Origin of the sequence: Bacillus sp. FJAT-28004, from assembly GCF_001280845.1 — a bacterium.
Lineage (GTDB): Bacteria > Bacillota > Bacilli > Paenibacillales > Paenibacillaceae > Pristimantibacillus.
Map to the genome: position 1 here is coordinate 4,878,482 of NZ_LGHP01000001.1, position 15,040 is coordinate 4,893,521.

Consider the following 15,040-nt stretch of genomic DNA (forward strand, 5'->3'; position numbering starts at 1 on the left):
CGGGCGCAGGAAATTTGAGAGGAGCTGTCCTTAGTACGAGAGGACCGGGATGGACGTACCGCTGGTGTACCAGTTGTTCCGCCAGGAGCACCGCTKGGTAGCCAAGTACGGACGGGATAAGCGCTGAAAGCATCTAAGCGTGAAGCCCCCCTCAAGATGAGATTTCCCAGTATGTAAGACCCMTTGAAGACGACGAGGTTGATAGGTTCGGGGTGGAAGCACAGCAATGTGTGTAGCTGACGAATACTAATCGGTCGAGGGCTTATCCTAAACACGTTTACCGTGACCCATACATCCGGTAGACAGCAGCATTAAGGCTTCAGCAAGCCTAATCTTTCGTATCCAGTTTTCAGGGCGCAATCTGCTAATGCTCGCATTAGTAAACGTTCTGTAAATGAATAGCTTCAGTAGTAAATGTCGCGGGGTGGAGCAGCCCGGTAGCTCGTCGGGCTCATAACCCGAAGGCCGCAGGTTCAAATCCTGCCCCCGCAACCAAACCAAGGTTTCACTTTCGGATTTATCCGAGCTTACATACGGAGCTGTGGTGTAGTGGCCCAACATGCCTGCCTGTCACGCAGGAGACCGCGGGTTCGAATCCCGTCAGCTCCGCCACTTTTACAAAATGAGTAACAAAATATATGTTGGGGATTAGCCAAGCGGTAAGGCAACGGACTTTGACTCCGTCATTCTCAGGTTCGATCCCTGAATCCCCAGCCATCTATATGCGGAAGTGGCTCAGCGGTAGAGCATCGCCTTGCCAAGGCGAGGGTCGCGGGTTCGATTCCCGTCTTCCGCTCCAATCTTTTACATCCAAAACACCTTGCATTGCAGGGTGTTTTTTTGTTATGAATAAGACAATAACGATGATGAGGGGTTCGCCATGAGCAAATTAGTATTTTTTGTAGGCGGTGCAGGTGCTGGCAAGACGACACTTGCGAAAGCGTTGGCCAAGAGGCGGAGTGTGGCCATTATTGATATGGATACGGTGCTCAGGCCGGCAGCGGTTGCGCTCATGACGCTGGCAGGGCATGATCCGAATGATCGAGATTCAAGTATCTATAAGAAACTGTGCCGCGATTTAGGCTACCGAATTACGATGGATGCTGCACTGGAGAACATTGCTAATGGTGGGGATATATTTGTGATCGGGCCCTTCACGAAAGAAACAGAGGCCCCGGATTGGATTGAGCAAGAGCTCTCAGCAATCGGGGCCTCGTTATTAGACGTTGAAGTTAAGGTTGTATTTGTATATCTTCGTGACGATAAGGTTCATTATGAGCGAATTGTACAAAGAGGTTCTGTTCTGGACCAGTATAAATTGGACAACTGGAATGAGTTCAACAGCTCCTTGGTGAGGAGAGAGCTGAAATGGAATATATCAGCATCCTCAGTACTTTATTTTGACAACTCCGCACCTCTGACCGAGCAGTCTTTAGCAACTCTAGATCAGTTTGTATATGGAGACTCTTTCTTATCAACTTAAAAGGAGAAACTCCTGTTAAACAGTACGATACACCTAAGCAGCTCAACTAGCAGGAGTTTTTTCCGTTAGCTCGTCGAAGAGAGCTTTCGTTTTGCCGGGGTCTTTATCATTGAAAATAACAGTTAAGCCGTTTAACTGGATAGTAATGTACGGTGGTGAGTTTTTGAATACATAGAGTTTGGCAGCACCCAGCTTCTCTAATGAAAAGTTGCCACGGGCATATTCTGCGGTCGCTGTGCCATTTGTCCTGAATCCACTTGGAAGCACTTCTTCAAGCGTAATCCCCTTTACATCACTTAAGTTAAAGCTGTAATCATATAAGGGATAGTCAATAGAGACGATACCGTCGTCTTTAATCGTTAGAGAAGGAGCCGTATTGTCAGATTGCACGATAAAAGCAGTCAGGGGAATGACGATCACAAGTGCAAGCACGATCCCGCCGTATTGAATCCATTTTCCGCCTCGGGTTGCTAAATTGACCGTTGTACCGATTCCAACTCTTTTAGGAACCATGATCGTCTGATCGTCCGGGTTGTAGTAAGTAGAGCCATTAATCCAGTAGCCGTCATCATCGGTTACAATGCTTTGGCCATCCGTTTCTGCAAGACTCTCCTCCACTGACCGTATCTTGTTATGTACATAGTAGATGCTGCACAGCGGTAAGAGAGAAACCATCACGATTCCGATCATCCACTGCGTAAAGCTTAGTGAGCTCCCCTGTGTTAAAATCATATAAGCGACAAAAGCATTGATGCTCTCAAAAACAGCAAGGCTAGGCCAGAGCGTTGACCAATAGCGACGTGCTGCATGGTTTATAGCAGCGTTGATGTCGTGGTTCTCGCTATACACCTTCGTCTTCATTTTGTCAAAGGCAGAATAAATGACAAACAAGATCGCTGTCATCGCAAGCGAAGCAATCCCGGTCATTTTTAAGAGAACATCGCTGTTCAGCAAGGCTACAATAATAGGGACAACAGATAAAAGTGCGGGAATCAGAAACCAATAAGGCGAAACGAGTTGCGCTTTTTTGAGCTGTGTTACTTTCGTATCAATACGAATGACTCGTTTTTCTCCGACATACCATTGTTTATCCCTTTTGAGCGTTGTAGCTTTATGATGAATTTTGTTGAATGGGAGCTTGGATGTATAGATAAAAGCTACAAACCAAAGCAGCATGTAAGTAAAGCCCAAAGAGAAATATCTTCCAAGCAGCAAGAACGGCACTAAGGTTATTAAAGTGATGCCAGCATACACAAGGTATGATTTTTTGTATTCGTCTTGAAGCTGCTTAATTTCCGTGTCCTCGAAGGCATGCGCAGGAAACGTTACACCGAATAAAATATGATTGCTTGGTATGGCTTGCTTCAAAAACGTAACAAGAATAGTGATGTAGGCAATAACTGCTGGAATAATTAAAATAATATTGTTCATGAAAGGTCTCCTATTCTGGCAGCGGATGATTTTTGCTCATTGCGGCAGCAAAGATGTTCGAGCAAATCTGCATAAAATGTTCTTGCTCGATTCCTTTAAGACTAGCCTCGGAAATGACAAGCTTTAATTCGTACTCTAGCTTTTGGCTGAAATCGGCTTGCTTGTTCCATTCCGTACAAACTTTGGCTCCATGTCGGCGATCAATGGTAATGTAACCCTCGTTTTTGAGAAGGGCATAGGCTTTATTAACCGTCATTGCATTTACACCTAAATCATCAGCGAGCTGCCTAACCGTAGGCAATTTCTCGCCATAATCGAGCCCGCCTACCCCAATTCCGATGACGATTTGGTTGCGGAGCTGCAGGTAGATCGGTATATCGCTGTTGTAGTCAAGCTTCATAATCATCGGATCACCCCTTATAACTATGTGTTATTTGTATTGCAAATGCTAATACAAAAGATGCGAATTGTCAAAAACATGCCGGAACATTTGGACAGGTCGTCCTTGACATGGCTATAATAAACAGAAGCGGTATAACGTTTTTTGACCTGTCCGACAACAAATGATAACCCAATAAACTTTTTTCAAGGAGAGACGACTATGATCAGATTCGGCATAATCGGTACAAACTGGATTACGGAGTCATTTATTGCTGCGGCGAGTGAAGTTGAAGATTTTAAACTATCGGCTGTCTATTCGCGTTCGTTGGAAACGGCAAGTACTTTTGCGGAAAAACATAATATTGCTGCTACTTTTACGGACATCGAAGAGATGGCAGCAAGTGGACAAATAGATGCAGTATACATTGCCAGTCCGAACTCATTCCATGCGGGTCATGCGATTGCTTGTATGAAGCATGGCATTCATGTGCTCTGTGAGAAGCCGATCGCTTCAAATGCGCATGAACTGCGCCAGATGATTGCAGCTGCTAAGGAAAACGGCGTGCTGCTCATGGAAGCGTTAAAGTCGACGATGCTGCCAGGTTTTAAAGCCGTACAAGACAACATCGACAAGCTTGGAACGGTACGGCGTTATTTTGCGAGCTATTGTCAGTATTCTTCTAGGTACGATGCTTATAAGGCGGGTACGGTGCTTAATGCTTTTAACCCTGTATTCTCAAACGGGGCGCTTATGGATCTTGGCATTTATTGCGTATATCCGCTTGTAGCGTTATTTGGCAAGCCGGATGTCATTAAAGCGACAGGTGTCATGCTGGATTCTGGCGTGGATGGGGAAGGAAGTATCGTACTCCAGTACCAGAGCATGGATGCCGTCATCATGTATTCCAAAATTACACATTCGTCGTTGCCATCGGAGATTCAAGGGGAAAACGGCAGCATCGTCATCGACAAGATCAGTGAAATAGGCAAGGTGGAAATCCAGTACCGTAACGGAACAAACGAAGATATTTCACAGCCTACAAACAGCAAGTCGATGTATTACGAAGCGAAGGAATTTATCGATCTGATAAAGGCTGGACGTACAGAGTCATCAATTAATACGTTTGCGAATTCACTCACGACGCTGGAAATTATAGATGAGGCAAGAAAACAGATCGGTCTCGTCTACCCAGCTGATGCCGTAGAAACGAAATAATAAAAGGGAGCGGCGAGCAGCCGCTTCTTTTTTTTTTGGATATAGTGAGTCGTGACTAATAGCCTATTTTTTACATAAGTAATTGACAAAGTTATTTCATAATGTCATTATGATAATATCAAATCGAAATAATAATACAGATCAGGAGTGCAGCAGCAATGGTCGAAAATGAATCCAATTACGCAGCAGATCATTACCGATCGCCTGACGGCGCACCAGCAGATATCGTCATCTTTACGATCGTATCGACGGAAAGACAGTCGCTTAAGAAGGCGTTGCCTACGAGGGAATTGCAGGTGCTGTTGATCAAGCGGAATATTTGGCCTTTTGAAGGGAAATGGGCGCTGCCAGGCGGCTTTACGAAGGAGAATGAGACGGTATATGACTGCGCTATGCGCGAGCTTCATGAAGAGACAGCGGTCGAGGACGTGCATATCGAATATTTTAACGTGTATAGTGCTCCTGGGCGTGATCCAAGGGGCTGGATTATCTCGCATGCTTTTCTAGCACTAGTTAACGAGAGTGCACTTGAGCAAAGAGCAGCCGCTGTGGATGCTTCGGATGTGCAATTGTTCACAGTTGAAGAAGCACTCCAGATGGACTTGGCGTTCGACCATAAGCAAATTTTGTCCGACGCGCTGCAAGAGATTCGCAAGAAGATGCTAACCACGACGATAGCGAAGGAATTTCTCCCAGAGGAGTTTACGCTTAGTGAGCTGTATCAGGTGATCCAGACGGTTGTTCCTGACTTTGAGGAGAAAAATTTTATTCGCAAGTTGACGTCAACGAAGAGCCGCAGCACGATTATTGAAGAGGCCAGGGATGAGAACGGGAATCCGAAGCAATCCAATCAATATTCGCAGCGAGCAGCGCAATTGTACCTTTTTACAATGGAAGAACCAAGGTTGTCTATCTATAGCTGAACGCTTACGAGGAGAGTGATGTCATGCTGAAGTTTAATGGTGTGGAGCTTGGGTTAAAACAGTTTCCGAATGGGGAGACGCTCATTAATGGCGATGAAATACTTACGCATATGACGGAATTCAATACGATTGTATGGAAATATGAGAATGATGGCGATCTTGTTAAGCTCATGTTCATCAAGAGCTATCTCGATGATCGACGCGTTAAATGTACATTGACCATTTATTATTTGCCTTACAGCCGGATGGATCGCATCGAAGGAGCCTCTGCATTTACGTTAAAATATACGGCTGCCTTTATTAATAACATGAATTTTGAGTCAGTGACGATTATAGAGCCGCATTCGGATGTTTCGCTGGCGTTGATCGATCGAAGCATTGGGAAATATCCAACCATTCAGCTGCTGGAACAAGTCGTTTCAGCAGTGGGCTTCGACACAGAGCAGGATTATTTGTTTTTTCCAGATGCAGGGGCACAGAAGCGTTACAGCAAGGTGCAGGGCTACAAGCAGCTAGTAGGTTATAAAGCTAGAGACTTTCAAACGGGTCAAATTAAGAGCCTCGATGTCGTTGGACATATCCAACGTGAGGGCTTTAAAGCCATCATTGTTGATGATCTATGCTCGTACGGCGGCACGTTTATGCTTAGCGCAGAAAAGCTGAAGGAAATGGGAGCCACTCATATTTATTTGCTGGTAGGACACTGCGAGCATTCGATCTACAAAGGGAAAATATTAGAATCCGATCTTATCGATAAAGTGTTTACGACCGATACCATACTCCATCAAGCAGAGCATGACAAAATTCACGTATTCGCAATGGGAGGCCTATAAGATGACTCAAACATTCGTTTATCCAGCAACGCTGCTATGCGACTTTTACAAGGTGAGCCATAAAAATCAGTATCCAAAAGGAACGGAGCTCGTTTACTCGACGTGGACCGCTCGCACAAGCCGACTAGATGATATTAACGAGGTTGTCGCCTTCGGCTTCCAATCGTTCATCAAACAATATCTCATAAATTATTTTAATGAGCACTTCTTTGCAAGAACTAAGGAAGAGGTAGCGAGTGAATATAAAAGGCTTATTCAATATGCGCTAGGTGATGCCAATCCCGATGCATCGCATATAGAGGAGCTGCATGATCTCGGATATTTGCCAATCAAGATCAAAGCGATCAAAGAAGGCGCATTAGTACCGATAAGAGTACCTATGCTGACAATTGAGAATACGAAGCCGGAATTTTTCTGGCTGACGAACTATTTGGAGACACTGATGTCGTGCCAGCTGTGGATGCCGGCTACGAGCGCTACGCTTGCTTTTGAATACCGCAAAATTTTGGAGGAATACGCGCTCAAAACAAGCGGCGACAGTACAGGAGTACCGTTCCAAGGTCACGATTTCTCGATGCGCGGCATGGGCGCGCTTGAATCGGCCCTCGGCAGCAGTGCAGGTCATCTCCTATCGTTCACGGGAACAGATACCATACCGGCTATCCTCTATTTAGAAAATTATTATAACGCGAATATTGAGAAGGAATTAGTGGGTACGTCGATTCCGGCAACGGAGCATAGCGTCATGTGCGCGCACGGACGTGACGAGATGGCATCGTACCGCTATTTGATCAAAGAGGTGTATCCAAATGGTTTCGTCTCGATCGTATCGGATACATGGGATTTATGGAGCGTGCTGGACGTGGTCATCCGCGGCTTGAAGGAAGATATTATGAGCAGGGACGGCAAGGTGGTCATTCGTCCGGACAGCGGAGATCCAGTCAAAATCATTTGCGGTGACCCGGATGGGGAAAGTGAATTTGAGCGTAAAGGCGTTATTGAAATACTCTGGGATATTTTTGGCGGTACGGTTACCGATAAGGGGTATAGACAGCTTGATAGCCACATAGGCGCGATTTATGGCGATGCGATTACCATTTCGCGCTGCAGCGAGATTTGCGAGAAGCTAGCGACAAAAGGTTTTGCTTCGACGAATATGGTTTATGGTATCGGATCGTTCACTTATCAATACAATACGAGAGATACATTTGGTTTTGCATTAAAATCGACGTTTACGATTGTGAATGGCGAGGAGCGCAAAATCTATAAAGACCCAAAAACCGATAACGGCGTGAAGAAGTCGCAGACAGGTCTTGTTCTTGTTACAGAGCAGGACGGGAAGCTTGCCTATACCGACAATCTTAGCGCTGCGGAGTATGAAGCACGTAAAGCAGAGGATCAGCTTGAAGTGGTTTTCGAGGATGGGAAGCTGATTAGAGATCTGAAGCTGGCCGAGGTACGCTCGAACTTATTGGCTCATTTGTAAGTGAGTGTGAGATGTGAAAAAGGGTAGAACAAGCATAATGAAAGCGGCAGACCTAGACTGCCGCTTTTTCATTTATTTCACGTGGGCATCGGGTGCCTTATCCGCAACGAGATTTAGGCTGATGCCGTGCTCAAGATATGCCTTTAGACCGCAGAGCACGATCATGAATCCTCCCATGGAATCAATGGCTTGTCCTACCCTCTCATCTGCATTTCCGGCAAACCCAGAATTTATAATCGTGACAAAGGTTTCATTTTCTGCCCGAGGATCAAATATCCACTCAACCGTGGAACCAAAATCGATAAGGATACGTTTGTTTTCCTCCATCTCTTTTACATCAACGTCTGCCGAAGCGCCATACATTTCCCAATCCCACTGGACACGTCTTCCAGCTTCTAATTTCCCGCTGCTTTTGGTGAACCAGAATTTCGTAGTAACAGCAGGGTCGATAAAAGCTTGAAACACTTCTTCAACAGGTTTTCTTATGAGCATTTCTGCTTTTGCAATCGGCGCTTGCGTTAGGATTGTCATTCTAAGTGCTCCTTTTGTTGTACAAGTTTTAATAAATCATATCATACTTCTCAAAAAATATTGGGAGCTGGCAGTAATCTTGTCACCTCGCTTCTTTATTTGGAATTTTTATAAAACGGTTGACAAATGTTGGTTTAACGGATTATTATGATGTAAATCAAATGAAAGGAGGTCGATGACAATGTTCGAACAAAATTTAGAACGTAATGCAGCTAAATATAGCAAGTCCATTTCATCGGCCTCTACGGGGCCTGTGACTATTTTCTAAAATTTTGCACGCTGTGTGCTGCGAGGATTAGGAAATAAAGGCGCGAGATAAAGCCATGGACAGTTAGAGGTCCATGGCTTTTTTGTGTTCATTTGATTTTTGAGGAGATTACCGGATATGAAAGAAACGTATTACCAAAAAGTAAAGCTGCCTTCGGGGCAGGTGCATGTTTATGCAGGACCTGAGCTATTTGCGTCCTTGGATTATAAAGTGTTTGAAATGGCGAACAACAACTTACAAATTCCGAATCAAGTTTATATGAGCTACACCCCTGACGTACATGTTGGAGTGGGAACCTGCATCGGCACAACAGCGGTATGGAAAACGAGCGACGGCTACGTATCTCCTTCGATCGTAGGCAGTGATATTGGCTGCGGGATGCGCGTACAGCTTACGAATCTCCATAAGGACGAATTGAAGGAAGTGAAGCTGCGGCGAAAGCTGGTTAAGGCCATTGAGAAATATATGCCGGTCGAGGAACATGCAAGAGGCTACTTCTCGGATATCAGATTAGAGAATATCGTGAAGAAGGGCTTGCACGGCTTGCCAAAAAAATATATTCCCGATGCATACACGCCGCGCAAAGCAACCTCTTTAACCCATGTGGAGAGCAGCCGCTTTGATTTTGACGAAGAGGTGTTAGATAAGTTTCCTGAAGTCATCTGGCATCGAGCGCATCGTCAGCTCGGTACACTTGGCGGCGGCAATCATTTTGTAGAAATTCAAGCGATTGAAATTGCCGAGGAAAATCGAGAAATTGCCGAAGCATGGGGGTTGTTCGACGGTCAGGTTGTCATCATGATTCATTCCGGCTCACGAGCTTGGGGCGGTGCGGTCAGTCAATATTGCAGCACTGACATTGCGAAAATGATGCGTCATGAAGGCATTGGTACCGCTGATCCTAAGCTGCTATATGCGCCTCTATCGCACCCGCTCGGTCAAACGTATGTCAACCTCATGTATTCAGCATTAAATTATGCGGTCGTGAATCGTCACCTGATTGCTTATGCTGTCCGAGAGGCTGGCAAAGATGTGTTCGGCTCCAAATTCGAGCTGCGGACGCTGTATGATCTCATGCATAACTATGCATGGGAAGAAGAACAGGATGAACAATCGTATTTCGTTCATCGGAAGGGTGCGACAAGAGCACTTCCGGCCGGACATCCGGATAATCCAGAGCCTTACCTTAGCACTGGACATCCAGCGCTTATACCAGGATCAATGGGTACGGCCTCGTATATTATGGTCGGAAGCCCTGAAGGGAAGACAAATCATTATTCCATCTGTCATGGAGCAGGACGAATCAGGTCGCGAAACGCAACGAAGCAGCTCATATCGGTAGAAGAGGTCGCTATTGCAATGCGCGTAGGGACAGATGATGAAATCGTCGTAAACCAGCGCTCTATGGAATCACTGGTTGATGAATCACCGCAAGCATATAAGGATGTAGATCAAATTATTGAGAGTGTGGTAGGAGCTGGGCTTGCGCAGGTTGTAGCGAAATGCAAACCGTTAGCTGCTGTCAAAGGAACGTAAATAAAGGAAAAGAAGGGGGACGAGGAGAATGTTAAACCAATATCTAGAAGTGCAGTTAATTAACGTAAACGTTGAAGGATGCAATTCGTTTAACTCGAGCAAAGAGAATAGCTCCACTCCTCGGACCTGTTTATTGGTATTTGAAGGGAAGCATGCGCTGATTTTGCGTTAGCCGCATTGCTGACTATTCGTTTTCCAAGACTGTGGACGATACTGTCCATGGTCTTTTTTTTTTGCATGAAGAAGCTACATAAAGGAGTGTTTAGAATGACCAACATACATGAGAATATTTTACTGGAACTGGGTAAAATCGAGCGTGAGGAACAGGTTCGCATTGTTTATGCCTGTGAATCGGGAAGCAGGGCGTGGGGGTTCCCTTCCAAGGACAGCGATTACGACGTTCGGTTTATTTACGTCAGGCCGGTGGAATGGTATTTATCGATTTTTGACAAAAGAGATGTGATAGAACGCCCCATCAGCGACCTGCTCGATATTAACGGATGGGATTTGCGCAAAGCGCTTAATCTGTTTCGTAAATCAAATCCGCCGCTGCTCGAATGGCTGCAATCACCGATTCCATACTTTACGAAATACTCAGTAACCAAACAAATCCGCAGCGCTTCTACGTTAACCTTCTCACCCAAGTCGTGCATGTACCATTATCTCCATATGGCAAGAGGGAACTACAGAGAGTACTTGCAGGGCGAACAAGTGAAGATAAAAAAGTATTTTTACGTTTTAAGGCCGATTCTGGCTTGCGGCTGGATTGAGAACTATAACTCGATGCCTCCGATCGAATTCGATCGTTTGGTAGAGGCACTTATTCCTGAACAGAGCGAGCTGCGTGCTACGGTTGAACAATTGTTGCGGCGGAAAAAAGCGGGCGAGGAGCTCGATTATGAACCTAGACTTCATGCTATAAATGATTATTTGGAAGAACGAATCGCTCATTTCGAACAAATCGCATTCGCAATGGGCCAAGGTGGAACTGCGCAGGACAACCAGCTTGATGATTTGTTCCGCAGTGCATTACAAGAGGTATGGTGTTAAAGGCAATTGCGTCTAATTGACAGGTAAGGGGAAGGTAAAGATGGCTATCGTGCAATTGAAGTCGACGAACCCAAGCTTTTCGTTCGTCATCAGAAAAAATCCAGGGTCAAGGATGCTGCTGCGCGCCGTTCGCAAAGGAATGGCATACGGCTGGTATACCGATGAAGGAACATTCAACGTTTACTTTAAGGATGCTGACAATGAAGTATCATACAAGCAGCATAGGCAGGATCAATTTGAATATCTAAATGTATCGCGCTACAATACACCATTATTTGTACTGGGAGCGATCAATGAGTTTTTTGCAGCACCGCTCAAAGCGCAGCATTCGAGTGATACGGAGCAATACGAACATACCTTTCATATTAACATGATTCATATTGAGCTTTTGCGTTATATTCATTTTTTTGAGAAACATCTTACAGACTATACGTTTGATGCGGTGCACCTAGCGCATAAGAGCTATTCGCTTACCATCAAGACGCATAAATCGTTATACGAGCTTATGCATGTCGTTAGCGTTCTGTGTCTCTTCCTATCGATGTTCAGCGATGAGTATATCGATATTTCTGATGATGTTTTGATTAAATATGTGAAGAGTATCCAGATCATTGACGCGCCCTTTTATATACGAAGTTTGTTTGCACGTAACTTCCTGGCCTCAAGAGAACGATTCAAGAAATACAAGGAGGAGCTGGAGAAAACGGATCGTTACGCGGTTCAATTGGCCTTTGGCGGGACGGCTCAGCAGCGCAGAAGCTATATCGGAAGCGTACTTCCGTTCAATAAGGCGATACTCGACGTAGGCTGTGGTGAGGGCTTCTATGCGATTCCATATGCGTCCAAGATCGAGGATAGCTATTACGCGGTTGATATCAATGAGCCGCTGCTAGAGGTGGTAGAGCGGAAAGCGAAAGCAAAGGAGCTAGACAACATCGCGACCTTTCCTTCTATTGAACATTTTCTGGAAGCCTATAATGGCGAACAGGTGGATGTCGTTTTAACCGAAGTTATTGAGCATATGAGTCTGGATGAGGCAGCGGCGCTGATACGGCAAATATGCGAGCACGTGGATTTTGATCATTTTGTGCTGACGACACCAAATGCAGAGTTTAATGCTTATTATGAGCTGGAGGACTTCCGGCATGATGACCATAAGTGGGAGCTCGGGCGAGCGGAGTTTCAGGAGTGGCTGCTCGAAACGGTTAAAGAGCAATCCGTGGAAAGTCAATTCGTCGCAATTGGCGATGGGGTGAACGGCATACAAACGACACAAGGTGCGATTTTGCGGAAGAGGAGGGAATAACGGTAATGGAAATTAGAACGAGAGTCCATACGATTTTTATGCTGATCGGCACGACGGAATGTGGAAAAACAACCTTTGCAAACGAAGTGCTGATGCCGCAGCTAAGATTCAGGGATGACAGCAAGGGCATAAATGCGAATGTACAATATATTTCATCCGATAGCATTAGACAGGAGCTTCTAGGCTCCGATTATGATAAATATGATCAGATCATGCTTGAAGCGAGCGATCAGGCTTTTCGCCTTTTGTTCGAGAAGCTGCGACTGGTAACTACTTTCCCAATCAATGCGGAATTTGTTGTAGTGGATACAACAGGCCTGTCGGAGGATTTCCGGTCGAGAGTGAGGGAGGTTGCGAAGGATAATAACTACAATCTTGAAGTCGTGTTGTTCGATTACAAGAAGCGGGATGATTATTATTCATCGGAACGTTCGAAGAAGCTGATTACGAGCCATATTAATCGTTTGCGCAAGGAAGTGCTTGGCTCGCTCTCGAAGGAGAGATACAACAAAATTCATAAGGTGCGGGCTAAAGATTTTTATTCACCTGTCGATAAGCTTGCGAATGCGGACTATAAAATAATTATCGAGGATGCCGAACAATATCTGGATACCTTTTTACCGCTGGATCAGAAGACAATCATCGTCGGGGACGTTCACGAATGCGTGGATGAGCTGAAGGCTTTGCTCGTTAGCCATGGCTATCAACTCGATGGCGATCTGCTGATTGAGACGGGAAAAGTCAGCTGTACGAAAGTATTGCTTGTTGGGGATTGGATCGATAAAGGGAGTCGGACAAAGGAAATTATTGATTTTCTATATACGAATCAGAATATGTTTTTGTTCGTGCTTGGCAATCATGAAAACTTCGTTTACAAGTATATGCGAGGTGAAATCAAAGGCGTCGAAGAGGAGCTGCTGCATGCCTACTTCGATTCAACGGAGGTGCTCAGAGGCGATGATGAGCTGCTTCAGAGGTTTAATCATCTCGTGGCGTTATCGAAGCCGTTCTACAGGCTGGTAGGAAAAAGAGGACCATCCTATTATGTGACGCATGCGCCATGCGAGAACAAATATATTGGTAAGCTGGATGTGAATGCGATCCGCCATCAGCGCAATTTCAGAATCGATCGATCTGCACCGATTGAAGCGCAGCTTGCGTTTCTGAAGCGGGATGCAGCAGGAAACCAGCCTTATCATGTTTTTGGGCATGTCGCAGCTAAAAACGCATTTCGGATCAAAAATAAAATTCATTTGGATTCAGGCGCTGTGCATGGCAACCTGCTTACCTCCGTTACCCTTTCGGTTAAGCCTTTTTTCAAATCTCAGAAATCAGCACAAGCTGGAATGGAAGAGAAGGAGCTTCCTACTCTCTTCAAAGAGGAACGCAAGGTGTCGCTGCTAGAGCTGGATGATGAAGAGGCCCGCAGATTGCAGTATTGCTCACGCAATAAAGTCAACTTTATTTCGGGAACCATGTCTCCGGCAGATAAGGATGAAGCGGCGGGCGAGCTGGAATCGCTGAGGAAAGGGCTGAACTATTTTGCAGAGCGCGGTGTGAAAGAGGTCGTGCTGCAGCCCAAATACATGGGATCACGATGCAATGTTTATTTGCATGTAGATATCGAGCTATGTTTTGCAGTTAGCCGCAATGGGTACAAAATCAATAAGGTTGACTTGACCCCTGTATATGAGAAGCTGCTGCAAAGGTTTGGAAGTTATATGAAGGAAAACGATATAACAATGCTCCTTCTGGATGGGGAACTACTGCCATGGCAAGCGCTTGGGGAAGGTCTGATCGATAAGCAGTTTAAACCGATCGAGAAGGCGCTTGAGACGGAGCTTGCGTTCCTTAAGACAAATGGGTTCGAGGAGGCATTCGGGAAGCTTGCGCATGAGTTCAAGGAAAGCGGTTTTGAAAAGGATCAATTTCACCTTAGCAAAGGTGCTATAAATGAGAAATATGGCCTTGCCGTCTATCAAAATTTCAAGCATGTTCATACTATTCTTGAGAAGCATAGGCCAATCGACGAGCATATTAAGGCATATGAAACGTACAAGAAGCAACTGGAGCTGTATGCGGAGGCAGGCGAGCTGGAATACAAACCATTTTCGCTCCTCAAAATCGTAAATGAGGACGGAAGCGAGATGCTTCCAGAGTGGAAGACCTCGGAGATGTATCGCTTCCTCTCTGACGATCCGTTCATCACGCTTCAGCTGTCCGATGCCGAGAGCTATGAGCTCGCAGAGAAGTACTTCTACACGCTTACGGTGGATAATCATATGGAAGGTGTCGTGATTAAGCCCGAGATACGTGAGTACAACACGGTTCCTTATATGAAAGTGCGCAATAAAGAATACATGTCGATTATTTACGGTTATGATTATCGATTCCCGCATAAGTACAATAAGCTCATCAAGCAAAAAAGCATCAATCTAAAACTCCGCACATCATTTAATGAGTATCGGCTAGGGGCGCATATGCTGGCGATTCCTTTTGCTGAAATTGCCCCGGACAATGATGGATACCAAGCGGCTGTTGCGAATCTTTTGTTTGAGGTTGCTAGAGAGAAGGAAATCGATCCAAGGTTGTAAGT

At 45.4% G+C, this 15,040-nt stretch carries 12 protein-coding genes and 4 tRNA genes; 13 read left to right on the forward strand and 3 right to left on the reverse strand.

Annotated features, from left to right (window positions below; genetic code table 11):
* Positions 1 to 418: 418 nt before the first annotated feature.
* From AC787_RS21140 to AC787_RS21160, 5 genes are all read left to right on the forward strand, one after another.
* Positions 419 to 495: transfer RNA gene (locus AC787_RS21140), tRNA-Met, on the forward strand.
* 40 nt (positions 496 to 535) lie between these two features.
* Positions 536 to 612: transfer RNA gene (locus AC787_RS21145), tRNA-Asp, on the forward strand.
* A gap of 30 nt (positions 613 to 642) precedes the next feature.
* Positions 643 to 717 (forward strand) — tRNA-Gln (locus AC787_RS21150).
* Between the two features lie 7 nt (positions 718 to 724).
* Positions 725 to 799 (forward strand) — tRNA-Gly (locus AC787_RS21155).
* An 81-nt stretch (positions 800 to 880) separates the two neighbouring features.
* Positions 881 to 1,483 (forward strand): AAA family ATPase, encoded by a 603-nt coding sequence (locus tag AC787_RS21160; protein ID WP_054026592.1) that lies wholly within the window; start codon positions 881 to 883, stop codon positions 1,481 to 1,483.
* Positions 1,484 to 1,525: 42 nt separating this feature from the next.
* Here AC787_RS21160 and AC787_RS21165 read toward each other — a convergent pair whose 3' ends face one another.
* Both AC787_RS21165 and AC787_RS21170 read right to left on the reverse strand, forming a co-directional pair.
* The gene (locus AC787_RS21165) at positions 1,526 to 2,914 is read right to left on the reverse strand and encodes a DUF5808 domain-containing protein (protein WP_054026593.1); all 1,389 of its coding nucleotides are present in this window, start codon (positions 2,912 to 2,914) and stop codon (positions 1,526 to 1,528) included.
* A 10-nt stretch (positions 2,915 to 2,924) separates the two neighbouring features.
* Positions 2,925 to 3,320, reverse strand: a complete 396-nt coding sequence (locus tag AC787_RS21170) for a GntR family transcriptional regulator (RefSeq protein ID WP_054026594.1) — start codon at positions 3,318 to 3,320, stop codon at positions 2,925 to 2,927.
* Positions 3,321 to 3,515: 195 nt separating this feature from the next.
* Between AC787_RS21170 and AC787_RS21175 the strand changes: the two genes are divergently transcribed.
* The 4 genes from AC787_RS21175 to AC787_RS21190 all read left to right on the forward strand — a co-directional run bounded on the left by AC787_RS21175 (position 3,516) and on the right by AC787_RS21190 (position 7,753).
* Entirely contained in the window at positions 3,516 to 4,511 is a 996-nt protein-coding gene (locus tag AC787_RS21175) for a Gfo/Idh/MocA family protein (RefSeq protein ID WP_054026595.1), read from the forward strand.
* 158 nt (positions 4,512 to 4,669) lie between these two features.
* Positions 4,670 to 5,434, forward strand: coding sequence for an NUDIX domain-containing protein (locus tag AC787_RS21180; protein ID WP_054026596.1), 765 nt, complete (start codon positions 4,670 to 4,672; stop codon positions 5,432 to 5,434).
* Positions 5,435 to 5,457: 23 nt separating this feature from the next.
* A complete protein-coding gene (locus AC787_RS21185; protein WP_054026597.1) occupies positions 5,458 to 6,267 on the forward strand; it encodes a ribose-phosphate pyrophosphokinase in 810 nt (269 codons plus the stop codon).
* Position 6,268: 1 nt separating this feature from the next.
* A complete protein-coding gene (locus tag AC787_RS21190) occupies positions 6,269 to 7,753 on the forward strand; it encodes a nicotinate phosphoribosyltransferase (RefSeq protein WP_054026598.1) in 1,485 nt (494 codons plus the stop codon).
* Positions 7,754 to 7,825: 72 nt separating this feature from the next.
* Here the strand turns inward: AC787_RS21190 and AC787_RS21195 are convergent, their stop codons facing one another.
* The gene (locus AC787_RS21195) at positions 7,826 to 8,284 is read right to left on the reverse strand and encodes an SRPBCC family protein (protein ID WP_054026599.1); all 459 of its coding nucleotides are present in this window, start codon (positions 8,282 to 8,284) and stop codon (positions 7,826 to 7,828) included.
* A gap of 385 nt (positions 8,285 to 8,669) precedes the next feature.
* Here AC787_RS21195 and AC787_RS21200 point away from each other — a divergent pair, with 385 nt between their 5' ends.
* The 4 genes from AC787_RS21200 (at position 8,670) to AC787_RS21215 (ending at position 15,038) form a co-directional block, all read left to right on the forward strand.
* Complete coding sequence (locus AC787_RS21200; RefSeq protein ID WP_054026600.1) at positions 8,670 to 10,088, forward strand: RtcB family protein; 1,419 nt, start codon at positions 8,670 to 8,672, stop codon at positions 10,086 to 10,088.
* Between the two features lie 267 nt (positions 10,089 to 10,355).
* Positions 10,356 to 11,138, forward strand: a complete 783-nt coding sequence (locus AC787_RS21205; protein WP_054026601.1) for a nucleotidyltransferase domain-containing protein — start codon at positions 10,356 to 10,358, stop codon at positions 11,136 to 11,138.
* Between the two features lie 40 nt (positions 11,139 to 11,178).
* Positions 11,179 to 12,444 (forward strand): methyltransferase domain-containing protein, encoded by a 1,266-nt coding sequence (locus AC787_RS21210; RefSeq protein ID WP_054026602.1) that lies wholly within the window; start codon positions 11,179 to 11,181, stop codon positions 12,442 to 12,444.
* Positions 12,445 to 12,449: 5 nt separating this feature from the next.
* On the forward strand, positions 12,450 to 15,038 hold the full coding sequence (locus AC787_RS21215; RefSeq protein WP_054026603.1) for a metallophosphoesterase: 2,589 nt from the start codon (positions 12,450 to 12,452) through the stop codon (positions 15,036 to 15,038).
* Positions 15,039 to 15,040: the final 2 nt, after the last annotated feature.